Origin of the sequence: Photobacterium arenosum (genome assembly GCF_014841115.1) — a bacterium.
GTDB classification, from domain to species: Bacteria; Pseudomonadota; Gammaproteobacteria; order Enterobacterales; family Vibrionaceae; genus Photobacterium; species Photobacterium arenosum.
In genome coordinates this window covers 103,956-125,199 of record NZ_JACYTP010000006.1, presented here as the reverse complement: position 1 = coordinate 125,199, position 21,244 = coordinate 103,956, and the positions used below count along the sequence as shown (strand labels likewise).

Here is a 21,244-nt window from a genome sequence, read left to right as displayed (position 1 = left end):
CTAGGTGGCCAGCACTCTTCATTACATCGCTACACGGAGTCCAACAAGATGCCGATTCGCTCTCTGTTTTTTTGTCTGCTCTTGCTGTTAACCGGATGCGGCAGCACTGGAGCTGATTCATCGGGTCCAGCCAGCTATCACTACAGCAATGAGTGGTGGTACGACGATTACCTCTATTACTGGCACCATTATTATCCGAACTGCTGCCATGGTGATGGTGAATACAAAGATGTGGTGACAGACTGGTGGCAAAGTCTGGATCCGGACAAGCAGCAGGAGATCAAAAACAAGTTTGACAACTGGCAGGGTGATCGTGCTGATATTGCCGACAATCTGCCGGCGGTCAAAGCTCAGCTTGATCAGAAATGGCAGAGTCTGCCGCCGGAGACGCAACAGCGCGTCCGACAGCAATTGCAAACCCGCCGCGAGCAGGGGCCTGTCGACCGCTCTGCCATTCGCGCGAACCGTCCGGCTGTTCAGCGCGGCATGATGAACCGGCCAAACATTGGCGCGGGTCAACTTCGCGGTCTGGGAGGCGGCGGACTGCGGGGCAGAATGTAGATGTGATCCTAACTTATTGTATTTTCAATCAGGGTATTAACCTGATCTTTATCGAATTGGCGTGCATTCCAGTCGTCATCCATACCGTACCACATCAGCTGATCCTGCTCGTCTTCACTGAGGTTTTTCTTCTTGGTCAGCGCCAGCAGTAACGCATAGCCCCAAATTCCGCCGCAATCCTCTGGCGGACAGGCGCCGTTTCCTGCAGTGACTTTGGGAAGGCTGCAACTTCGTTTATTGATCTTCTCTAAGGAGATGGTGTGCTCCCAGTGGTCACCATAATCGTAGATGTAGTCTATGCGGTCGCCTTCTTCTTGCAGTACTGCCATCAATGGGATGTCATCAGCAGGCAAGTCAGTTTCATCGGTATTATCAATGTGGCCCAATTGAGTATGGAACATATAGAGATGGGCATTCTCCCATCCCATGATGTCTTGCAGAAGTTGATGGAAGGATTCTAAATCCATCGCGCTGGAAACGGTAAAGCGACGCCATATTTTAGGCTTTGAACCCACCAGTTCAACTTTGATCACGTACCCTGTCGGCGAAGCAATATGTTGATCGAGTAAGGCAAGCTTATTCTGGTGATCACGATGCAGCAGGCTCTCTTCGGCTAACCAGTCAAACAGTGGGAAGCTTTTTTGGCCAAGATTGCCTTCTGCAAGCAGATAGGCACTTGCCAGATAAAGTTGTGGACTGGAAATAACCAGAGAAGGCGGTTGCTGATAGTAAAACGACAGCAATCCAGCCAGCGCAAGCGCTTCAACATAAGGCTGTGGGTTGCTCAGGTAATAGTGATCTCTGACCTGTCGTGGTTTCGTAAAACGCGGGGCGATATTCTCGATAATCCAGCTGCGAGTCATTGGTGTGTTGAGCAGAAATTTACTGCTTTTGCGATTTTTTTCTTTCCATGCTGGGTCTTGGCTATCGATCTTACATACCTGAGAAACTCGGTTCAGATCGAAGGGTTGTGGTTCGGTCCATTGCGGAGGGAGCAAAGCCAGTAACTGGAGCATTTCCACATTCATTTTTTCTGGACTGTTTAGCTGCGTCGCCAAAGCCCAGGGAATCACATGGCTCAGTAATAGTGGATCGCACGGTATTGCTTGTAGTTCATTGGAAAAGGCATTTGCAATCTGTCTGTATTGAGCCTGTTCGATGTGGGGGGTAAAGTAGCTATCCACTAAACCATAACCTACACGGAATACGCTACCTATCAGGTGCTGAGCCTTTGTCTCCGGCTCTTTTATCAGACCACAGAAGAGGATGGATTGATTGCCATCCGCGAACGAAGCGTAAAGCTCAACCACTTGGCAAGGTGCGTTTTGTCTGGCGTATTTCATCGCCAGTCGGCTCCACTCAGGAAGGTGGGCCTTGACTGCGTCATCGCCAAAACGCTGCACCAGTGTGAGGTAGTTGCGGTTGGTGAGTTGTTTCCACTTTTTCTCGGGTAGCTGGGTGAGAAGTTCTGCCGCGACCTGGCCTAATTCCGGCTCTTGATGCAGGGTGAGTAATAGCAGTGCATCGACTATCCAGTCGTTTGAAACAAAGCTGGGGAGCATTAACCTCACGGCATCCGGCGGCAATATAGCCAGATCATCACTGATAAAATGACAAAATTCAAAGCCGGTTCGAATACCCTGCTGCTGGATTATCTCATTCATTGCTGCTGCCATTTGTTCGGGGGCGAGGGAAGCAGAATAATGATTTTCCGATGTTTGCATCTGCATTTCGGTTAAGCGAGCGAGGATTTGCTGATCAACCGGCAACTGATGCGCTTTGATGATTTTGACCATTTCATAGGTCATCAAGAGGTTCATTGTCTTATGTTGAATCTGTTCAATGATGGTATCGCTGAGCTGCTGTGGTAGCTGTTGATTGGGGGAGCCGCGCAGGTGAATACACAGCTCATTGATCATGTAATCAAAATACTGCAGAAAGGTCTTACCACACTTCTCTGAAACGTCTTCAGGCATATTGATGCCAAAGGGAAGCGAGAGCATCAGTATTTGTGGATCGGATAAAAACGCAATTTCACTTCTGTGCAGTTGAGTGAGAGGTGTGCTTGAGAGGATTAGTTCCCATAGCTTCTTCAGTTGTGATGGATTGTGGGATTTCATCAAAGTGCCTAAAAATAATAAATCGACAGTGTATGAATTTTTCGCCGCCTCAGCCAGAATAAAAGCGGAAGAGGGTGAAGGCGGGCTGGGCATTTGAAATGCGGTATTCGGCGGCGATGAGATAGTGGCAAAATTCTGTTCACCAGAAGCCTTGAAATGTTGCCAGTTCCTACCATTAAAAAGTTTGAGCTTACAGGGCAAATGTCATTTCGCCAGCTATGGTTGCTGTGGCAGTCGCTTGACCAGTGTTATCATCTGGCTCTTTATGTTGTGGCGCTTGCAAAACCATGCCAGCCCGGATCAATTAATTGATGATATCGTCACGGCCTTCCCTGATTTATTGCGCCAGCTCGAGCCAGACGATTACTACTCGCCAGAAAAAAGGCTTGGCGTGTTAATTGAATCGCGCTTTATTGAACGCTTTTTACAGTTTTGGGGATTTGTCACTGTCGATCCTAAACGGTTTGCTTCAGAAGATCGCAAACCGCCAAAAGTGCAGCTTCAGCCGTTGTTAGCGCAAACATTCCAATTCACACTTTAGCACTAATAAAACGTTAAACAGGTTACCGTGAGCGAATATCAATCCTACCGATTTGAGCGTCTGGACGGAGTTTTAGGCAGTAAACAACGCCAAGCTCTGAGGCAAATTTCAAGCCGTGCTGAGATCACCGCCACGTCTTTTCAGGTGTATTATCACTACAGCGGTTTAAAGGCTGAGACGGCTGATGTTGTACTCAACTACTCATGACTCCTACCGAATGGGTGGTATTCGTTTTAAGCGATCCGGCTCAGCTGATTTTCTTGACCGTGATTTTTTAGACAATAACCAATAAAGGTTGGAAGTTATCACCGGCTTATGACTTAAACCCGATCGTTGGCAAGCATGGGCTTCATCTGAATATTACCGACACAGACAACGCGCTTAACTACCAACTGGTTTTTGACGTGAAAGATTTTTCAGGCTCTCGCAGAACGAGGCAACGCAAATTTATGATGAAGTGCTAAACGCCGTTAAGCAGTGGCAACAAGTTGCGCAGCGATTGGGGATCAGCCGAGCAGAGCAAGCCGTAAAGCAAGTAGCGTTTAATGTTTAAGCCACGGGTCAATGCCGTCTCTTATTTCTTATGAAACAGGCTGAAAACTCTCTGGCGCCGCAAGGGACATTAAATGGAAACTACTCACCATTTTGCCCATCACTTAATCAGCAACTGGCAACGGACAACTGCAAACCGATTTGGACGGGAAAAATAAAAAAGCCCTGTATTTACAATGCTCTTCACAAGGGAATACAGGGCTTCTGAGACGTGCTGGGCTGGGTGAAAAAGTTATTCTATGTTTTGAATTTGCTCGCGCATCTGCTCAATCAGCACTTTGAGCTCGACGGCTGAGGCGGTGATCTCTGTGTTGATGGATTTGGAAGCTAGGGTGTTCGATTCGCGGTTGAATTCCTGCATCATGAAGTCCAGGCGTCGGCCACAGGCGCCGCCTTTTTTCAGGATTTTGTGGGTTTCTTTAACGTGGGAATCCAGGCGATCCAGCTCTTCGGCGACATCGCTTTTTTGCGCCAGCATAATCAGTTCCTGCTCGATGCGGTTGGCATCCAGCTCCACTTTGGCTTCTTCCAGACGGTTGAGAATGCGATCGCGTTGCCATTGCATAACTTCAGGCATCAGGGCGCGCACCTTGCCGGCTTCCTCTGAAATAGCGGCTAGACGCTGGTCAATCAGATCTTTCATATTGGCCCCTTCGCTGGCGCGTGCTGCCAGGAAGTCGTCCACCGCGCCGTCAAATGCCGTCAGCAGCTCTTGGTTGATGGTGTCCATGTCCTGCTCAGGCGTTTCCATCACGCCGGGCCAGTTCAGCACCTGAAACGGACCGATATTGCCTTCACCTGCGGCTTCTTTTACCCAGCTTGCTGCCTTGATCACCTGCTTGGCCAGCTGCTCGTTGATACGCAGTTCGCTGCTGGAAGCCGGATTGGCTTCAAAGCGCAGGCTGCACTCGACTTTGCCCCGGGCCAGACGTTGGCGGAAGCGCTCACGCAGTACAGGTTCCAGGCTGCGGAACTGTTCTGGCAGGCGCAGGTAAGTTTCCAGGTATCGTTGGTTTACCGAGCGGATTTCCCAAACGGCACTGCCCCAGTCGCCTTTTACTTCGCGACGGGCATAGGCGGTCATACTGTGAATCATTGGCTGTCGGCCCTTAAGAAATGATGGCTTGATTATACGCGCCGATACGAATAATGGAAATCTCTCCGGGGCGGGAGCCTGCTGACAAGCGTGCACTGCGGCGCAGATCTGGCTATAATCGCCGGTTAATGTCTGCTGACCGCGGTTCGGTCAGCGCTCAGCACTCAATATCAGCCAAGGTGAAACCCGATGCGTCCAAGTGGAAGAAGTGCCAGTCAAGTTCGTCCTATTACTATCACCCGTCATTTCACCGCCCATGCCGAAGGGTCGGTATTGGTTGAGTTTGGCGATACCAAGGTCATTTGTACTGCCAGCGTTGAAGAAAATGTGCCGCGCTGGCTGAAAGGCAAAGGCCAGGGCTGGGTAACGGCGGAATACGGCATGCTGCCACGCGCGACTCATTCCCGTAACCGTCGCGAAGCGGCTAACGGTAAGCAGGGCGGGCGGACACTGGAAATTCAGCGCCTGATTGCCCGCAGCCTGCGCGCGGCAGTGGATCTGGAAGTGCTGGGTGAGCAGATGATCACGGTCGACTGTGATGTGATTCAGGCCGACGGTGGTACGCGCACCGCATCTATCACAGGGGCCATGGTGGCACTGACAGATGCGATTAATCTGATGCTGGAAAAAGGCCAGCTCAAGAAAAACCCGCTGAAAACCACTATCGCTGCCGTGTCTGTGGGCATCTACCAGGGTACGCCAGTGTGCGATCTGGATTATGCGGAAGACTCGAATGCCGAGACCGATATGAATGTCATTATGAACAGTGATGGCAAGATTATTGAGATTCAGGGGACGGCTGAAGGAGATGCCTTCAGCACTGAAGAATTAATGGAGATGCTGTCGTTAGCCAAAGACGGCATTGCCGAGATCATCACTATCCAGCAGGCTTCGCTGGAAAGTTAATGTTTTTGGAGCGGTTCCTGTCGGAGCCGCTTTTTTTTGCCTGCAGCAAGCGAAGGCTGCGGGGGATTGACCGGCCAGCGCCCGTGTCTGGCTGAAGCATGCGACCAATCGCTCGAGGAGAAACAATGAAAGCATATCAGCGTCAGTTCATCGAATTTGCTTTGGAAAAAGGCGTATTGAAGTTTGGTGAGTTCACCCTGAAGTCTGGCCGTCAGAGCCCGTATTTCTTTAATGCCGGCCTGTTTAATACTGGTCGCGATCTGGCGCGTCTGGGCCGCTTTTATGCCGCGGCACTGGCAGATTCCGGTATTGAGTTTGATGTCTTGTTTGGTCCTGCTTATAAAGGCATTCCGATCGCGACCACGACAGCGGTCGCGCTGGCCGATCACCATGATGTGGACACGCCTTACTGTTTTAACCGCAAAGAAGCCAAAAACCACGGTGAAGGCGGCAATCTGGTGGGCAGCCCGCTGGAAGGCCGCATTATGCTGGTTGATGATGTGATTACGGCTGGCACGGCAATCCGCGAGTCGATGGAAATCATCCAGGCCAATGGAGCAGATCTGGCCGGTGTGCTGGTGGCGATTGACCGTCAGGAAAAAGGCAAAGGCGAACTCTCTGCGATTCAGGAAGTCGAGCGCGACTTCGGTTGTGCAGTGATCTCTATTGTTTCTCTGGGTGATGTGGTGAGCTATCTGGAAGAGCAGGATGGTATGGACGCGCACCTGGAAGCGGTGAAAGCGTATCGCGCTCAGTATGGTATCTGATTGATTCTGCTTGTTGCAGGGCAGAGCGTGCAAAGGAAAAGGGTTGGCAATGTGCCAACCCTTTTTTCTGTGTTCAGAATACGACTGCGTTCTCGATACTGATGTGTGCTGAGCCCGATACAAGAGAGGGGATGAAAAGGTTAGCTCAGCTGACCGGTCAGCAGTTCCCAGTAAGCATCGAAATTGTCATTCGGCTTGTGACGGAAGCTGGAGCGCACAAAGCGGTTATAGCTGCCTTCTACCTGGCCCAGCAGCTGGGCGGATAACAGGTTTTCATCAATGGGGAAACCACGGCCTTCGCGCAGTTTGCGCTCACGCAGGATCTGACGCAGCTGGGTTTCAATGCGCTCGAACAGCTGGTTGATACGCGACTGTAACCTGTCTTGCTCAAACATCAGGGCATGGCCTGTCATGATGCGGGTAAGCCCGGGGTTGCGCTCGGCAAATACCAGCAATAACTGCAGCACCATACGCAGGCGGGTCATGGTGTCTTTTTCGTCATCCAGGATACGGTTAATACGTGTAGTGATCGAGTCTTCAATAAATTCGATCAAGCCTTCAAACATACGGGCTTTACTGGGAAAGTGGCGATACAGTGCCGCTTCGGAAACGCCCACCTGAGCAGCCAGTTTAGCGGTAGTAATGCGCTGACTCCCCTGGTTGGATTCCAGCATTTCAGCCAGCGCTTGTAAGATTTCTTCGCGGCGGTTGTTTTTTTTATTGCCAGCCATGAATAACCGTTCCTTTTCGATATAAGACTGTGTCCGGACAGAAAAAGCCTGACTATCTTAGCCATGCGCACAGGGCATGGAAAGTGTCTGGATCAGGCAGTGTTATCTGTATCGACAGCCAGAGTGTAAGCTTGAGAGCTGGCTGCCAAAAATGAATGAACCGCTTAGTGCTTTTGCCGGTTTCGCTGAGAGTTCAACGAAATCGGCTTAGTCTTGCGCTTTGTAGCGGTTGATGATCTCAGTAATTAATTGTCGCCCCAGTGATGCTTTGTCTGTCAGGGGCAGTGCCTTGTCACCGTTCTTCCAATACAGGTGAAGGGCATTGCTATCACTGTTAAATCCTTGTCCCTGCTGCGCGACATCATTGGCACAAATCAGGTCGAGGTTTTTACGCTGCAGCTTGTCCTGCGCATAGCGCGCGACGTCTTGTGTTTCGGCAGCAAAGCCTACCGTAAACGGACGTTGGTCAGTCAGAGCAGCGACGCTGGCGATAATATCCGGATTTTTCACCAGTTTCAGTGCCAGCTCGTCTTGTCCTTGCTGCTTTTTCATTTTTTGTGACGCTATTTCCGCCGGGCGGAAATCGGCCACTGCCGCGCAGCCAATAAAAATATCATGCGCCTTTGCCTGCTCAGTGGCGGCCTGGTGCATGTCTGCAGCACTTTCCACATTGATACGGTTAACGCCGGCCGGGGTGGCAAGGTTGACCGGGCCACTGATCAGCGTGACGCTGGCACCGCGTTGTGCTGCAGCCTGCGCGATGGCGAAGCCCATTTTGCCTGAGCTGTGGTTGGAGAGGTAGCGTACCGGATCCAGGGCTTCTCTGGTCGGGCCGGCAGTAATGGCGATACGGACACCGGCCAGGTCTTGTGGCTGGCATGCGTTTTCTATCTCACTTACCAGTGCCATAGGTTCCAGCATCCGACCCGGGCCGACATCGCCACAGGCTTGCTCGCCGCTGGCTGGACCCCAGATTCTATGTCCCCAGCTTGCCAGCACAGACAAGTTATCCTGGGTGGCAGGCTGACGATACATTTGCTGGTTCATGGCGGGCGCGACAGCAATAGGCGCGCTGGTGGCCAGACATAAAGTCGTCAGCAGGTCGTTGCCCATACCGGCACGAAGGCGGGCAATCAGATCGGCGGAGGCGGGTGCCAGCAGCACTAAATCGGCCCATTTTGCCAGTTCAATATGGCCCATGGAGGCTTCGGCGGCGGGGTCGAGCAGGCTGTCGGCCACCGGGTGACCGGAAACGGCCTGCATGGTAAGCGGGGTAATGAATTCCTTGGCGGCCGGGGTCATGACGACGCGAACCTCTGCGCCTCGTTCAATCAGACGCCGTGTCAGCTCTGCACACTTGTATGCTGCGATGCCGCCGCTGATCCCCAGAAGTATTTTCTTTCCTGCCAGAGTTTTCATTCGCTTGCCTGTGTCGTGAAAAAACTGGCAACAAGATATCACCAAAGTGATGAGGTTTCATCGCTTTAGTCGTGAGAAAAATGCCGTCAGGCTGTGATGGAGGGCAGAGACCGAGCTATCGCTCGACACGGCAAGGCCGGAACATTGTAACAAGACACCAGAGCTGCGCCTGGCGCCGCATTTTCAAGTACCGGGCTTTGTCTCGGGAGCAACATGTGCGTTTCTTTGGCGCAGACACAGTGAAAGGGTTGAAGCGCCATGGTATTGAAACATTTGCCTGCGGAATCGCGTCCCAGGGAAAAATTGCTGCAGCGTGGGGCCAATGCGCTGTCGGATGCAGAGCTGCTGGCCATTTTTCTACGCACGGGTCTGCCGGGCGTGAATGTGATTGAGCTGGCCGGCCAGCTGCTGGATGAGTTCGGTTCTCTGCGTGCGTTACTGGCGGCTGATTGCAAAACCTTTTGCCAGCACAAAGGGCTGGGGCCGGCTAAATATGTCCAGCTGCAGGCGGTGCTGGAGATGAGCCTGCGTTATTTATCAGAGAAACTGGCGAAAGGTGAGGCTCTCAGCAGTCCTGAATACACGCGGCAATATTTGAGCCGGATGCTGCGTGATCGCCATCGTGAGGCATTTTATGTGTTGTTTCTGGATAACCAGCACAGGGTGATTAGCGGTGAGGTGATGTTTGAAGGAACGATTGATGCCGCCAGTGTTTATCCGAGAGAGGTGGTAAAAAGATCACTGGAACTTAATGCAGCGGCGTTGATTTTAGCGCATAATCACCCCTCAGGCGTGGCGGAGCCAAGTCAGGCCGATCGGCGAATTACTCAGAGGATCAGCGATGCGCTGGCCTTGGTAGATATTCGGATCCTCGATCATTTTGTCGTCGGAGACGGGGAAGTGGTTTCTTTTGCTGAAAGAGGATGGCTGTAACTATCAAGCTGATTATTGCTCAGCTTGATGTCAAACTAGGCCGAAATTGATCAAAAAGACGAGAAAGGATCTGCTCGGGACTTGAGCAACTGGTTTTGACTTAGTATAATGCGCGACCTTTGATAGCTTCGGTTAGGTGGAATGCTTTTTGCGTTCGGTTAATCGCGGTTGATATCGAGCTGAAACGATTTGGAGAAGACAGTAATGTCCCGAGTATGCCAAGTAACTGGTAAACGTCCTGTAACGGGTAACAACCGTTCACACGCACGTAATGCCACCAAGCGTCGTTTTCTGCCGAACCTGCAAACTCATCGTTTCTGGGTAGAAAGCGAAAAACGCTTCGTTAAACTACGTCTTTCTGCGAAAGGCATGCGTATCATTGATAAGAAAGGTATTGATACCGTTCTGTCTGAAATGCGTGTTCGCGGCGAGAACGTTTAAGAGGATTTGAAGAATGGCTAAAGGCATTCGTGAGAAGATCCGTCTGGTATCATCTGCCGGCACAGGACACTTCTACACTACCGACAAAAACAAACGTAACATGCCAGGCAAATTTGAGATCAAGAAATTTGATCCAGTTGTTCGCCAGCACGTTTTGTACAAAGAAGCAAAAATCAAGTAATTGGTTTATTCTGCTTTTTGATAAAAACCCAGCCAAGGCTGGGTTTTTTTATGGCTGTCGGTCAGGAAGCGGATTATGATCACTCATTCATACTTACTGCTGGAGAGACGATGAAACTGTCGCGCAAGGGATGGAACAACATCATCATCATTGGGGTATTGCTGTTTTTAGCTATGATTCAGCTGCCTGAATTGATTCAGCAGCGGCTGATGCAGGCCACCCCGGTCGAGCAAGAGTCCGTCGGATTAGTACGCTTACTCCCTGCTGACAGCAGCATTGAAAAGCTGGTGCTGCCCAGTGTTATTTTCAGCCGTCATCTCCAAGACTGGCAATCTGAGCCCGTCATAGCCGGTGATCCGTCGGCCATAGTGGCAAACTGGCAGGATGTCGCCGGTACTAAAATTGACTCAGAAACCTTTGCCCAGCTGAACGATAAGCTGGCATCGCCGCGTAGCGTGGAAGTGTGGCTGGAAAATCATGAAGAGCCTTACCGCCTGACTGTGTATCAGCTTCCTCAGTTCTGGTTATTGCAAAACTGGCAGGGAGAATGGCTGGCGATTACCGTCGAGGCCAGCTACCTGTTCCCTGAAATCTGATATCCTGCACTCACCAACAGCTAAGATTAACCAGAGAGAAGATGCCTGAATTACCTGAAGTTGAAGTCAGCCGCATGGGGATCACGCCTCATGTGGTGGGCCAGACCGTCATCAGTGTGACGGTTCGCAATGCCAGCCTGCGTTGGCCTATCCCTGCTGAATTACAGTTATTACAGGGGCAGATCATTCGTGGTGTGACGCGCAGAGCCAAATACTTGTTACTGGAAACGGATGCCGGTTTTGCCATTATTCATCTGGGGATGTCAGGCAGCTTACGTATCTTGCCCGCCGAAGTGCCACCGGTTAAACACGATCATGTTGATGTGCTGCTCGCCAGTGGTGAAGTGCTGCGTTATAACGACCCCCGCCGGTTTGGTGCCTGGCTGTGGCAGGAGCGTGACAGCGAACATCCTGTGCTGAGTAAGCTCGGGCCAGAGCCTTTGGCTGAGGACTTCGATGCCGGCTATCTGGCGAAAAAAGCCCAGGGCAAGCGCACCGTCATTAAACAGTTCATCATGGATAACCAGGTAGTAGTGGGTGTCGGTAACATCTATGCTAATGAGTCCCTGTTTGCGGCGCGTATTCATCCGCAGACTCCGGCAGGGCAACTGACGGCTGAGCGACTGGCTGCTCTGGTCGATGAAATCAAGCGGGTGCTGAGTAAGGCGATTGCTCAGGGCGGTACAACACTGAAAGATTTCAAACAAAGTGACGGTAAGCCGGGCTATTTTGCACAAGAGTTGCAAGTCTATGGAAAGGCGGGGAAACCCTGTCCGAACTGTGGGCATATCCTGAATGAGGTCAAAATCGGCCAGCGTGCTACAGTCTATTGTAGTGAGTGCCAACGATAATAAGTTTGTCAGAGAGATAGGCCCTCATATCTGTCTTTAGGGAAGAGAAGGTGGGCAGCAACACGCCTTCTTCGGGGGTGTGCATGCGCATTTTGGTAACAGGAGTGGCCGGTTTCATTGGCAGTGCAGTGGCTCAGCGTTTGTGCCATATGGGCCATGAAGTGGTGGGCATTGATAATTTCAACAGCTACTACGATGTGAAGCTGAAGCAGGCCAGAGTCAGGCATATTGCCCATCCGGCGCTTTTGGTGCTGGATTGCGATATCGCAGACAGGGAAGCCATTGCCCGTTTGTTTCTCACCCACAGATTTGAGAGAGTTATCCATCTGGCCGCGCAGGCCGGGGTTCGCTATTCGCTGGACAACCCTATGACCTACGCTGACAGTAATTTGATCGGCCACCTGACGATTCTGGAAGGCTGTCGCCGTCATCAGGTTGAGCATCTGGTGTATGCTTCTTCCAGCTCTGTGTATGGCCTTAATCGCAAGCAGCCTTTCTCGACCTCTGACAGCGTCGATCATCCGGTATCCCTGTATGCCGCCACCAAAAAAGCCAATGAACTGATGGCACACACCTATTCCCACCTCTATGGTCTGCCTACCACGGGCTTGCGCTTTTTTACTGTGTACGGGCCGTGGGGCAGACCCGATATGGCATTATTTCGTTTTGCTGAAGCGGTCATGGCCGGGCAGCCGATCGAGGTATATAACCACGGCGATATGCAGCGCGATTTCACCTACATTGATGATATCGCTGAAGGTGTGGTCAGAATTCAGGATGTGATTCCTGCCCGCCAGCCTGACTGGAGCGCCGAACAGGGCTCTGCGGCCAGCAGTTCCGCGCCGTACCGTGTGTATAACATCGGCCATGGTCAGCCGGTTAAGCTGATGGACTTTATTGCCGCGCTGGAAAAGGCACTGGGCAGAGAGGCCAGCAAAGACTTCCTGCCGATGCAGCCGGGCGACGTTTATGCCACCTTTGCCAACACCGACGATTTATTTGAGGCGACAGGATTCAGGCCACAGGTGGGTATTGAACAGGGGGTGCAGCAATTTGTGGACTGGTATCTGGGGTATTACGGCCATCAGGGGAAGTAAAACATGACGGCGCGCTAAGTGGCGAGCCGTCAGTTCTGAGTGTTCGGTTTGAGTGTTATTTAGCCAGTTTGGCTTTCAGTGCCTGTGCCACAGTCGGGTGAACGAACTGATCCACCTGTCCTTTGTGCAGCGCCACTTCTTTGACTATGGTGGACGAGATAAAAGAATTTTCCTCGGCCGGTGTCAGGAAAACCGTTTCCAGTTCCGGCATCAGGCGGCGGTTCATATTCGCCAGCTGGAACTCATATTCAAAGTCTGACACCGCACGCAGGCCACGAACCAGAATTGTAGCCTGCTGCTCACGGGCAAAATCGACCAGCAGACCGGAAAACCCTACCACTTCAACATTAGTGAGATGACTGGTGATGGCTTGGGCGAGATTCACTCGCTCCTGCAGGTCGAATAACGGCTTTTTGCTCGGGCTGAAAGCGATACCGACGACCACCTGATCGAACATGGCGGCAGCGCGCTCAATCAGATCCTGATGGCCGTTAGTGATAGGGTCAAAAGTGCCGGGGTAAATGACTCGGGTTGTCATGATTTTTCATCCAGAAATTTATCAATACCATTTTCGCAACGTGTCAGTTTCTGACGGACGGTATTTTCCAGTATCTCATCGTTCTTGGCTAACGATGCTCTTGAACTCTCATCATGGTAGAGGTGGTAGCCTACGCCGGCAAATTTGAGATACAGCCTTTTTTTACCGCTATTTAGCATGCGGTGAACAAATTCACTGTCTTCACGGCCCCAGCCGACAAAGTCTTCATTAAAGCCGTTGACCTCGATCAGATCGGCTCGCCAGAATGCCATGTTACAGCCACGCGTTGAGGCATCATTATTGCGCTCATACGAGCACAATTTGCTGAGCCAGGCACTGCTGATGCAGTTGTGGCGGTTTTTAATGCCGGGAGAGAACAGATTGGGTACTACCTGCTGATGCATGATCTGCTGGCTGATATCATTGTTAGCCAGCACGCGCCCACCCTGAACGAAATAACCGAGCTTTGCCGCCTGCTTATGAGAACGAATAAAATCCGGAGACATAACAATGTCGCCATCAATCATAATGATATAGTCCGCCTGCGATTTAGCCATGGCACGGTTACGGCTCATGGCGAGCTGGAAGCCGTCATCGGGTTGCCAGGAATGTATCAGAGGGCAGGGGAACTGCGCTTGGTAGGACTGAATCAGTTCAGCGGTATCTGCTCGGGAGCCATCATCGGCGATGATCACTTCATCAGGTAACTCAGATTGGCGCTTCACGCTGTCCAATACGGCCTGTAAGGCTTCTTTCCAGTTGTAAGTCGTAATAATGAGAGCGACTTTCATTGATTTCTCTCTTTTTGATAATCCCGTAGCCAGAGATCAATATATTTTACGAAGGTCGAGTGCATGCTGAGCCACGCCAGAATAAAACCATGGCGACCATCCAGAAAACCGAGCTTAAGAATGTACATTTTCAGAAAACTGGCAAGGGCATGCAGCAAAGCGGTACCCAGTCCGGCTTTTTTCCGGCCTTCGCGTTCATCCGTCCAGGCTTTGAGGTATTGGGTGGTCTTGCCTATGTAATGGTGCAGATTGTCATAGGTAAAATGCAGTAACCGGCCTTCTAGCGGGCGGACAGTCAGGCCATCCGTCAGCACTTTTTCATGCACCAGGGCATCGTTGTAGCGGGTTTCGTCGCGGCGGTACAGGCGGATCACCCAATCCGGCGACCAGCCCGAATGGTGGATGGTTTTGCCAAAGGCGTCGCTCAGGCGGTTTATCTTAAAGGCAACACCGGTCGGGTTGCTGCTGACCGCAGACTGTATTGCCGCTTTCAGCTCAGGGGTGACCCTCTCATCGGCATCCAGCACCAGTACCCAATCTGTGGTTGCATGCTGCTGGGCGCGCTGGCGCTGCGGGCCAAAGCCGGGCCAGTCGTCATAGCGGAAGAATTTATCTGTGTAACGACGGGCAATGTCTTCCGAATCATCCGTACTGCCGGAGTCAATAATTACAATTTCGTCGACCCAGTCTTTCACCGTATCCAGGCAGCCAGCCAGATGCTTGGCTTCGTTCTTGATGATCATCAGCACACCCAAAGTGGTGTTGGAGGTGTTAGGCGCCATTAGGTGTCCAGTTTTCAGGTAGATGAGTAGTGACTGTCAAAGCAGTGATATGCGAACGATTATGCCGACCGGGGTGGGGAATGTAAAACCCCGGCCCTGATTCAGGGATCAATCTATCGCTTTCATTTCGTCTGAAATGCATACGATCACAGTTCAGAGGTAATTTTGTCGAACATAGCGATGACGCGCTCTGCCGTGATACGTTTCATCGCTGCGTCATCTTTGACCCGGCTGCGCCAGGGCAGCAACTCAGGGGCTTTACCTGTTTCGGCCGCAATGCATTCATCGTATACACTCACTACATACTGCCGTGACAGGTAAGGGCCGGTACGTTTGGGGTTATGGTGGGCATACAATCCCAGCACCGGGGTACCGACAGCCACCGCCATGTGGGCCGGGCCGGTATCCGGCGCGCACACCAGTGCTGCTTTCTGTAGCAGGGCCAGCAGTTGTTTCAGGCTGCTCTGGCCAATCAGGTTGGTGATCGGAAAATTCAGATTTTCTTCAATGGCATTGCCCAGATCAATCTCAATCTTTGCCGGGCTGCCGGCCAGAATGATCTCATAGCCCTGCTGGCGGGCATGGCGGGCTAATTCGGCATACCCTTCCGGCGTCCAGTTTTTATAGCCTTTACTGGCTGCGGGTGTGATGACCAATGTTGCGTCCTGATGGATTTGCTGATCGGCCCAACGGTGGTCATCTTCAGATAAAGGGATATCCCACTTAGGTGTCAGATCGGTAACGCCCAGAGTGGCGGCAAACTGCATGAAGCCATCCAGCACATGGGGGGAATCCGGTGACGGGACTTTCACATTGGTGAACAGCTGCTGAAGATCGCTGCTGCGGGCGGCATCAAATCCCAGCTTGTATCTGGCGTTGATACCGAGACTGACGATACTGGCACGAATGGCGGTTTGCATATGCAAAAGCGCATCAAAACGTTCGCCTTTGAGTGCCTGCCAGACAGCTTTGTAACCCTGCCAGCCCTGCTTTTTATCGAAGATGATCACCCTGATGCCCGGTAAATCTTTCAGCAGCCGTGCCTCTGCTTTACCGCAGATCCAGGTCAGGCGCGTTTGAGGCCATTGCCGCTGGATAGCCTGTGCCATGGCAATACTGTTGCAGACATCACCAATCGCCGACAGGCGCAGGATGCACAAAGACTGGGGAGCGGAGTGGAATAATGTCATGACACCTGCTTTCAACGGAATAGATGTGATTGTGTGTTGGGAATTATATACATATAGCATGCCGGAATCAGCGTGATTGCGCGAACACTGTGCAAAGATTCTGTCTATCCCATGACGGGCACGGACAAACCTGTATAAAATAGATCTTTTCAGTAGTTTGGGATACCGCGCAATGGAAATACGGGAGCAAGATAACTGCCAGGTCATGTTTGACCCTGCTTTGCTGGCAGAAGATCCCTGGCAGTGCTTTGAGCCGGATTTCTGGCAGCGTCAGCAGGCTGTGCTGGGCAGTGCCAAAGGGCGGGGAACCACCTGGTTTGTGCGCGGCGAACAGATCGATATGGCATTGCGGCATTACTTCCGTGGCGGGCTGTTCGGTAAGCTGGTGAAAGATCAGTATTGGTTTAACACCTGGTCAACTTGCCGCAGCATGGCTGAATTTACCCTGTTGCAGCATCTGGTGGAGCAGGGCGTCAGAGTGCCGAGACCCGTCGCGGCAAGGGTGTGTAAATCCGGGCCTTACTATCGGGCTGATCTGCTGACAGAAAAAGTACCGCAGGCGACTGACCTGGTGGCTCGTTTGCAGCAGGGCGCCTTGTCAGCCGGGCAATGGCAGGCGGTGGGCGACATGATTCGCCGTATGCACGATTGCCGGGTTAATCACACTGACCTGAATGCGCACAATATTTTGCTGGATAATCAAGAGCAGATCTGGCTGATCGATTTTGATAAATGCAGTATTCATCGTGACGATGATGGCTGGCAGGAGGACAACTTGTCCCGGCTGCGCCGCTCTTTTGTCAAAGAAGTCGATAAAGCCGGTATTCACTGGCAGGAAAGCGACTGGCAGCAACTGTTGTCAGGTTACCGCCGATCGCCTGCCGATTAATTGAGGCTGGCAGAGAGTGCATGCAAGGTGCGCGCTATGGCACCTTGATTGGTTTTTACCACGTCAAGGGCGGCCTGGCCTGTCTTGGCTTGTTCTGCTTTATCCGCCATCAGGCGTGACACGGCGCGCGCTAATTCCTCGCTGTTGCCGACGATTTCTGCGCCACCCGCGTTTAACAGCTGAGTGGTAATGTCGGTAAAGTTGTAATAGCTCGGGCCACTCAGAACAGGTTTTGCCAGTGCGGCAGGCTCAAGTAAGTTGTGACCGCCGACTTTGTTGCCCAGCAGGCTGCCGCCGACAAACGCGAGATCGCAGGCGCCGAGCAGCAGCATCATTTCGCCCATAGTGTCGGCCAGATAGACTTGTTTACCGGCCAGCGGCTCATTGCTCTGAGTGCGGCGGGCGGCGGTAAAACCCTGTTGATCAATCAGCGCGTAGACAGGGTCGAATCGCTCGGGGTGCCTTGGCACCAGAATCAGCAGCGCGTCAGGATGGCGGCGTAAAATCTGTCTGTGCGCCTCAAGTACCTGCTCATCTTCGCCCTGGTGGGTGCTGGCGGCAATCCACACCGGACGCTGGCTGCCCAGCTCATCTCTCAGTATTTCGCTGGCCTGTTCCAGCCCTTCAGGTAAAGCAAGGTCAAACTTGATAGAGCCGGTAATCTGTACCGCTTCCGGCGAAACGCCTAAGCGGATGAAGCGCTCGGCATCATCCTGATGCTGGCATAATACCTGATCCAGTTTATGGGCAAGCAGGTTAAACAGAGGTTGTACTCTGGCATAGCGCTGGCAGGAGCGCTCAGATAAGCGGGCGTTGAACACAGTGACGGGCAGGCCGGCATGCTTTGTTTCCGCCAGCGTGTTGGGCCAGAGCTCAGTTTCCATGATGCACAGTGCCCGCGGTTGCTGTATTCGGATGAAGCGGCGCAGTGCCCAGGGAAAATCGAGCGGCATATAGCGGTGCTCAACCAGTGATCCGAGGCGTGCGGCCTGTTCTGCCCCCGTGGCTGTTGTGGTCGTCAGCAGTATCGGTAAATCGGGATATTGGGCTTTCAGGGCTTTGATCAGCGGCGTGACAGCCAGGGTTTCCCCGACGGACACTGCATGTATCCAAAGTGGACGCTGGCCCTGCACCTGAGGACTGACCCCGAAATGCTCTTTCCAGCGCTGACCAATAGGCGGGACACCCGGCCGCTTTTTATAGAGTGACACCAGCAGCATCGGAGCCGCTACAGCGAGCAGGCAGGTGTAGAGAAAGCGCAGCATCACTTATTCGCTTCCCGTTGCCATTGGCCGGACAGTTCGAAATATTTCTTCAGTACCAGCAGACCTATCAGTTTCTCCTGCCGCGGATGACAGAACTGGTGGACGTGCTCATGAGCATTGGCAATGATAGCCTCGGCCGCTTCAGGGTGCTGATTGTAGTAGTGAATCTTTTCTTCTAAATCAGAAAAGTCATCCTTCAGCTCGACATAATGGACCCCAGCCTTGAGTGTTCCTTCCATAAACCATGTCTCGTATTTAGGTTTGGGCATCATACACAGAGAGTTCGATGACATGGCCCACTTCAGGTTAGTGGCGACATCGTTGCCTTCGATACAGAGAATAAATTTATAACCGAGCTGCTCAGCAATCGACATGAAGCCTTTATCCCACGGCTGCGGTGTGTCGCCTGGGTTGGTCTGGCCGATATCACAAAGGGGATGATTGTAGTATTGCCTGACGAAGCTGGCACGATGGGGCTGGTAGGCGGCACCGCGCCAGACGGCCTTGTCAGTTTTTTCACGAAAACTCAGCGAATCTTCAATGAAATTAAAGTGGCGGACTTTATTGAGCTTAAATAAAACGGCGTTGGCATTGTCACCGGCAATAGGTCTGGCTTTGACCAGGAACGGGTAAGGTTCCAGGTGGGTGTCATCGCCAAAGCGGTAGGTCACTTTGAAGTGCCGATCAAAGTAATGCAGGTATTCTTTCAGATCGTAATAATAGGCACTCTGACCTTTTTTGCGATAGCGCTTGATGGATACGGCTTTATCGTCGGGCAATGAGAATGCGTCATTGTGCTTGAGGTAGTAATTGACCCTGGAGACAATGTACTGCCTGTCGTAGCTGTCCAGCGTATTCAGCAGGTACTGTAACCTGCGATGGTAGATTAGCTTGGGCGTCAGAGAGCGCAGTATGTTACGACTGTAAAAAGCGACTTTGTTATTTTTATGTCGTTGTATCAAGGTCATCATTAATCTGTTTTGGGAGTCGTTAGGTCGTCAATGGCTTGAATGACACGATCTGCCGGTAAGTCTTTCAGGCACTTAAGGTGCCCGTAGGGACATTCACGTTTAAAGCACGGACGGCACTCAATATCTGTATATACGATGGCGACCTGTTCTGCCAGTGGCGGGGTATAGTCTGGTGAGGTCGAGCCGTAAATAGCGACCACTCTACAGCCAACCGCCGCGGAGACATGCATCAGCCCCGAATCGTTACTGACAACCGTATGGCAGGCAGCGAGCAGATCAACCGCTTCAATCAGGCTGGTTTGTCCGGCTAAATCGTGGCAGAAAGCTTGTAATTCAGCGGGAAGGGCTTGTTTGATAGCGGCGGTGACAGGCTGATCTTTTGCCGAGCCGAACAGCCAGACCTGTTTACCCTGCTCAATCATTCTCTGCGCGACCTGAGCAAAATAGGCGTCAGGCCAGCGTTTGGCCGGACCAAATTCCGCCCCCGGGCAAAGGCCAATCACAGGGCGATCGCTATTGAGCGCCAGGCGCTTCATTGCGCTGGCCTGATTGTGACTGTCAACCGTCAGTGCCGGCTTGGGAAGTAGTGGCAGCGCCGCACTGCCTGTCATGTTCGCTTTGGGATAAGCCAGTGCGCAGTAGCGCTCGATCATCAGGCCGAAATCACGCTTGTTGCCACGCAGGTCAGTGAGCAAACCGTAGCGGCTTTCTCCTTTCCAGCCGGTACGGACCGGAATGCGGGCAAAAAACGGGATCAGCGCAGATTTCGCCGAATTAGGCAGGATATACGCCTGATCATAGCCATGTTCACGCAAAGAGCGCCCAATCCGGTAGCGACCTTTGAGGTTAAATTCACCGTGGCCGATTGGCATCTCAAGCGCGCGGTGCACCTCGGGCATGCGCTCCAGGATAGGCCGGCACCAGGCCGGTGCCAGCACATCAATCTCAGCCTGCGGATACCGCTGTTTCAGACTGGTATACAGACATTGCGACATCACCATGTCGCCAACCCAGGATGGACCGATAATAAGAATTTTCATATGACGCTGCTCATTAACTTCAGTAGGGTTTGCTGCCATCAGGGCGTGTTTTCAGCAATTGCAGATTCCACATGTACTGCTCAGGATAGGGGGCGACCATTTTTTCCAGTGCGTTTGCCAGTAAATTGGCATCATGCTGCGCATCAGGCCCCGGAAGTGGTTTCAGTGCCGGGGAGATATGAATCTCAAATTTACCGTTTGTCGTGTTGTATACAGGGATCATAGGTACTACGGAGGCGCCTGTCAGTTTGGCAATCTTACCCAGACCAGAAAATGTCGCCTTTTGAGTCGCAAAGAAATCAGTAAACTGGCTCTGCTCTGGCCCGAAGTCCTCATCAGGCAGGTAATAGCCGAGAAAACCTGACTTGATTGCACGAAAATAAGGCTTTAATCCGCCTTCTCGTGCATAACAAATTCCCCCATACTGCAGACGCTGACAACTGATTAACCAGTCGAAAACGGGTTGGCGATGTTGAGGCTGCATCAAAGCAGCGACAGGCAGACCCAGTGATGCCCAGTAGATAGCCGGAAAGTCAATGGCCCAGCAGTGAGGGACTAAAATAATGACAGGATTGCCTGCTTCAACTTCTTTATCAATATTTTCCTGACCAAAAACTTCAGTGCGCTGCTGGAGATGGCGGCGACTTCTGAACAACAATTCGCCCATGGCCAAAACCACTTTGGCGGCGACTGTGAACATGGCGTCGATTTTCTCTTCCCGTTCTTGATCGGTCAGTTCCGGAAAGCACAGTGTCAGGTTAACCCTGGCACGGTGCCGTGCTTTTTTGACTTTCCGACCTATGTGCAACCCCAGAAAGCCAGCGATTGGATCGCGGATTCTCCAGGGCAACAGTGCCAGCAGGCTTAACAGCAGAATACTGATCCAAGTTCCCCAATGCCGGGGGTGCAAAAAAGACCACTGGAAAGACGGACGATAGCCTGGTGCCAGTTCATCCTGTGATACGCGGGTTCGGACTGTAGTCAAA

The 21,244-nt window shown here is 52.1% G+C and carries 23 protein-coding genes; 11 read left to right on the top strand and 12 right to left on the bottom strand.

Features of this window, described 5'->3' with window-relative positions; all coding sequences use genetic code 11:
• Window positions 1-48: 48 nt before the first annotated feature.
• The gene (locus tag IFO68_RS11490; protein WP_192016006.1) at window positions 49-561 is read left to right on the top strand and encodes a hypothetical protein; all 513 of its coding nucleotides are present in this window, start codon (window positions 49-51) and stop codon (window positions 559-561) included.
• Between the two features lie 8 nt (window positions 562-569).
• Here IFO68_RS11490 and IFO68_RS22145 read toward each other — a convergent pair whose 3' ends face one another.
• Window positions 570-2,882: a plasmid pRiA4b ORF-3 family protein gene (locus IFO68_RS22145; RefSeq protein WP_192016005.1), complete on the bottom strand. Its 2,313-nt coding sequence runs from the start codon at window positions 2,880-2,882 to the stop codon at window positions 570-572.
• Window positions 2,883-2,919: 37 nt separating this feature from the next.
• Here IFO68_RS22145 and IFO68_RS11480 point away from each other — a divergent pair, with 37 nt between their 5' ends.
• Complete coding sequence (locus tag IFO68_RS11480) at window positions 2,920-3,222, top strand: hypothetical protein (protein WP_192016004.1); 303 nt, start codon at window positions 2,920-2,922, stop codon at window positions 3,220-3,222.
• Window positions 3,223-4,006: 784 nt separating this feature from the next.
• Here IFO68_RS11480 and IFO68_RS11475 read toward each other — a convergent pair.
• Window positions 4,007-4,870, bottom strand: coding sequence for a YicC/YloC family endoribonuclease (locus tag IFO68_RS11475; RefSeq protein ID WP_192016003.1), 864 nt, complete (start codon window positions 4,868-4,870; stop codon window positions 4,007-4,009).
• Between the two features lie 189 nt (window positions 4,871-5,059).
• On the opposite strand from IFO68_RS11475, the gene rph reads away from it, so the two are divergent.
• A complete protein-coding gene (rph, locus tag IFO68_RS11470) occupies window positions 5,060-5,776 on the top strand; it encodes a ribonuclease PH (RefSeq protein ID WP_192016002.1) in 717 nt (238 codons plus the stop codon).
• A 125-nt stretch (window positions 5,777-5,901) separates the two neighbouring features.
• A complete protein-coding gene (gene pyrE / locus IFO68_RS11465; protein ID WP_192016001.1) occupies window positions 5,902-6,543 on the top strand; it encodes an orotate phosphoribosyltransferase in 642 nt (213 codons plus the stop codon).
• A gap of 140 nt (window positions 6,544-6,683) precedes the next feature.
• Here pyrE and slmA read toward each other — a convergent pair whose 3' ends face one another.
• The gene (gene slmA, locus IFO68_RS11460; RefSeq protein WP_027250562.1) at window positions 6,684-7,274 is read right to left on the bottom strand and encodes a nucleoid occlusion factor SlmA; all 591 of its coding nucleotides are present in this window, start codon (window positions 7,272-7,274) and stop codon (window positions 6,684-6,686) included.
• A 207-nt stretch (window positions 7,275-7,481) separates the two neighbouring features.
• A complete protein-coding gene (gene coaBC, locus IFO68_RS11455; RefSeq protein WP_192016000.1) occupies window positions 7,482-8,693 on the bottom strand; it encodes a bifunctional phosphopantothenoylcysteine decarboxylase/phosphopantothenate--cysteine ligase CoaBC in 1,212 nt (403 codons plus the stop codon).
• A 258-nt stretch (window positions 8,694-8,951) separates the two neighbouring features.
• Here coaBC and radC point away from each other — a divergent pair, with 258 nt between their 5' ends.
• The 6 genes from radC to IFO68_RS11425 all read left to right on the top strand — a co-directional run bounded on the left by radC (window position 8,952) and on the right by IFO68_RS11425 (window position 12,792).
• The gene (gene radC / locus IFO68_RS11450; RefSeq protein ID WP_192015999.1) at window positions 8,952-9,626 is read left to right on the top strand and encodes a RadC family protein; all 675 of its coding nucleotides are present in this window, start codon (window positions 8,952-8,954) and stop codon (window positions 9,624-9,626) included.
• A gap of 204 nt (window positions 9,627-9,830) precedes the next feature.
• Window positions 9,831-10,067, top strand: coding sequence for a 50S ribosomal protein L28 (gene rpmB, locus IFO68_RS11445; RefSeq protein ID WP_192015998.1), 237 nt, complete (start codon window positions 9,831-9,833; stop codon window positions 10,065-10,067).
• A 13-nt stretch (window positions 10,068-10,080) separates the two neighbouring features.
• Entirely contained in the window at window positions 10,081-10,248 is a 168-nt protein-coding gene (gene rpmG / locus IFO68_RS11440; protein ID WP_005371942.1) for a 50S ribosomal protein L33, read from the top strand.
• Between the two features lie 110 nt (window positions 10,249-10,358).
• Complete coding sequence (locus IFO68_RS11435; protein WP_192015997.1) at window positions 10,359-10,844, top strand: hypothetical protein; 486 nt, start codon at window positions 10,359-10,361, stop codon at window positions 10,842-10,844.
• A 41-nt stretch (window positions 10,845-10,885) separates the two neighbouring features.
• Window positions 10,886-11,695 (top strand): bifunctional DNA-formamidopyrimidine glycosylase/DNA-(apurinic or apyrimidinic site) lyase, encoded by an 810-nt coding sequence (gene mutM, locus IFO68_RS11430; RefSeq protein WP_192015996.1) that lies wholly within the window; start codon window positions 10,886-10,888, stop codon window positions 11,693-11,695.
• Between the two features lie 83 nt (window positions 11,696-11,778).
• Window positions 11,779-12,792: an NAD-dependent epimerase gene (locus IFO68_RS11425; protein ID WP_192015995.1), complete on the top strand. Its 1,014-nt coding sequence runs from the start codon at window positions 11,779-11,781 to the stop codon at window positions 12,790-12,792.
• 55 nt (window positions 12,793-12,847) lie between these two features.
• Here IFO68_RS11425 and coaD read toward each other — a convergent pair whose 3' ends face one another.
• From coaD to IFO68_RS11405, 4 genes are all read right to left on the bottom strand, one after another.
• A complete protein-coding gene (gene coaD / locus IFO68_RS11420; RefSeq protein ID WP_192015994.1) occupies window positions 12,848-13,330 on the bottom strand; it encodes a pantetheine-phosphate adenylyltransferase in 483 nt (160 codons plus the stop codon).
• Window positions 13,327-14,121 carry a glycosyltransferase family 2 protein gene (locus IFO68_RS11415; RefSeq protein ID WP_192015993.1) on the bottom strand — a complete coding sequence of 265 codons (795 nt, stop codon included), beginning with the start codon at window positions 14,119-14,121 and terminating at the stop codon, window positions 13,327-13,329. The genes coaD and IFO68_RS11415 overlap by 4 nt, the downstream gene beginning before the upstream one ends.
• The gene (locus IFO68_RS11410) at window positions 14,118-14,903 is read right to left on the bottom strand and encodes a glycosyltransferase family 2 protein (RefSeq protein ID WP_192015992.1); all 786 of its coding nucleotides are present in this window, start codon (window positions 14,901-14,903) and stop codon (window positions 14,118-14,120) included. The genes IFO68_RS11415 and IFO68_RS11410 overlap by 4 nt, the downstream gene beginning before the upstream one ends.
• Before the next feature lie 146 nt (window positions 14,904-15,049).
• Window positions 15,050-16,093, bottom strand: a complete 1,044-nt coding sequence (locus IFO68_RS11405; protein ID WP_192015991.1) for a glycosyltransferase family 9 protein — start codon at window positions 16,091-16,093, stop codon at window positions 15,050-15,052.
• 172 nt (window positions 16,094-16,265) lie between these two features.
• Here IFO68_RS11405 and IFO68_RS11400 point away from each other — a divergent pair, with 172 nt between their 5' ends.
• Entirely contained in the window at window positions 16,266-16,982 is a 717-nt protein-coding gene (locus IFO68_RS11400; protein ID WP_192015990.1) for a 3-deoxy-D-manno-octulosonic acid kinase, read from the top strand.
• Here the strand turns inward: IFO68_RS11400 and waaA are convergent.
• From waaA to lpxM, 4 genes are read right to left on the bottom strand one after another with little or no spacing between them, the layout of a single operon-like run.
• Window positions 16,979-18,250: a lipid IV(A) 3-deoxy-D-manno-octulosonic acid transferase gene (gene waaA / locus IFO68_RS11395; RefSeq protein WP_192015989.1), complete on the bottom strand. Its 1,272-nt coding sequence runs from the start codon at window positions 18,248-18,250 to the stop codon at window positions 16,979-16,981. The two genes, IFO68_RS11400 and waaA, sit on opposite strands and share 4 nt — an antisense overlap.
• Entirely contained in the window at window positions 18,247-19,218 is a 972-nt protein-coding gene (locus IFO68_RS11390) for a glycosyltransferase family 90 protein (RefSeq protein WP_225445188.1), read from the bottom strand. Before IFO68_RS11390 ends, waaA begins: the two co-directional genes overlap by 4 nt.
• Window positions 19,218-20,258 carry a lipopolysaccharide heptosyltransferase II gene (waaF, locus tag IFO68_RS11385; protein ID WP_192015988.1) on the bottom strand — a complete coding sequence of 347 codons (1,041 nt, stop codon included), beginning with the start codon at window positions 20,256-20,258 and terminating at the stop codon, window positions 19,218-19,220. Before waaF ends, IFO68_RS11390 begins: the two co-directional genes overlap by 1 nt.
• Window positions 20,259-20,277: 19 nt before the next feature.
• On the bottom strand, window positions 20,278-21,243 hold the full coding sequence (gene lpxM, locus IFO68_RS11380; protein WP_225445187.1) for a lauroyl-Kdo(2)-lipid IV(A) myristoyltransferase: 966 nt from the start codon (window positions 21,241-21,243) through the stop codon (window positions 20,278-20,280).
• Window position 21,244: the final 1 nt, after the last annotated feature.

What these genes read in the sequence shown, in the direction of transcription:
- IFO68_RS11490 (WP_192016006.1), top strand. Translation starts at nt 49, where the DNA reads ATGCCGATTCGCTCTCTGTTTTTTTGTCTGCTCTTGCTGTTAACCGGA.
- IFO68_RS11475 (WP_192016003.1), bottom strand. Translation starts at nt 4,870, where the DNA reads ATGATTCACAGTATGACCGCCTATGCCCGTCGCGAAGTAAAAGGCGAC.
- rph (WP_192016002.1), top strand. Translation starts at nt 5,060, where the DNA reads ATGCGTCCAAGTGGAAGAAGTGCCAGTCAAGTTCGTCCTATTACTATC.
- pyrE (WP_192016001.1), top strand. Translation starts at nt 5,902, where the DNA reads ATGAAAGCATATCAGCGTCAGTTCATCGAATTTGCTTTGGAAAAAGGC.
- slmA (WP_027250562.1), bottom strand. Translation starts at nt 7,274, where the DNA reads ATGGCTGGCAATAAAAAAAACAACCGCCGCGAAGAAATCTTACAAGCG.
- coaBC (WP_192016000.1), bottom strand. Translation starts at nt 8,693, where the DNA reads ATGAAAACTCTGGCAGGAAAGAAAATACTTCTGGGGATCAGCGGCGGC.
- radC (WP_192015999.1), top strand. Translation starts at nt 8,952, where the DNA reads ATGGTATTGAAACATTTGCCTGCGGAATCGCGTCCCAGGGAAAAATTG.
- rpmB (WP_192015998.1), top strand. Translation starts at nt 9,831, where the DNA reads ATGTCCCGAGTATGCCAAGTAACTGGTAAACGTCCTGTAACGGGTAAC.
- rpmG (WP_005371942.1), top strand. Translation starts at nt 10,081, where the DNA reads ATGGCTAAAGGCATTCGTGAGAAGATCCGTCTGGTATCATCTGCCGGC.
- IFO68_RS11435 (WP_192015997.1), top strand. Translation starts at nt 10,359, where the DNA reads ATGAAACTGTCGCGCAAGGGATGGAACAACATCATCATCATTGGGGTA.
- mutM (WP_192015996.1), top strand. Translation starts at nt 10,886, where the DNA reads ATGCCTGAATTACCTGAAGTTGAAGTCAGCCGCATGGGGATCACGCCT.
- IFO68_RS11425 (WP_192015995.1), top strand. Translation starts at nt 11,779, where the DNA reads ATGCGCATTTTGGTAACAGGAGTGGCCGGTTTCATTGGCAGTGCAGTG.
- coaD (WP_192015994.1), bottom strand. Translation starts at nt 13,330, where the DNA reads ATGACAACCCGAGTCATTTACCCCGGCACTTTTGACCCTATCACTAAC.
- IFO68_RS11415 (WP_192015993.1), bottom strand. Translation starts at nt 14,121, where the DNA reads ATGAAAGTCGCTCTCATTATTACGACTTACAACTGGAAAGAAGCCTTA.
- IFO68_RS11410 (WP_192015992.1), bottom strand. Translation starts at nt 14,903, where the DNA reads ATGGCGCCTAACACCTCCAACACCACTTTGGGTGTGCTGATGATCATC.
- IFO68_RS11405 (WP_192015991.1), bottom strand. Translation starts at nt 16,093, where the DNA reads ATGACATTATTCCACTCCGCTCCCCAGTCTTTGTGCATCCTGCGCCTG.
- IFO68_RS11400 (WP_192015990.1), top strand. Translation starts at nt 16,266, where the DNA reads ATGGAAATACGGGAGCAAGATAACTGCCAGGTCATGTTTGACCCTGCT.
- IFO68_RS11390 (WP_225445188.1), bottom strand. Translation starts at nt 19,218, where the DNA reads ATGATGACCTTGATACAACGACATAAAAATAACAAAGTCGCTTTTTAC.
- waaF (WP_192015988.1), bottom strand. Translation starts at nt 20,258, where the DNA reads ATGAAAATTCTTATTATCGGTCCATCCTGGGTTGGCGACATGGTGATG.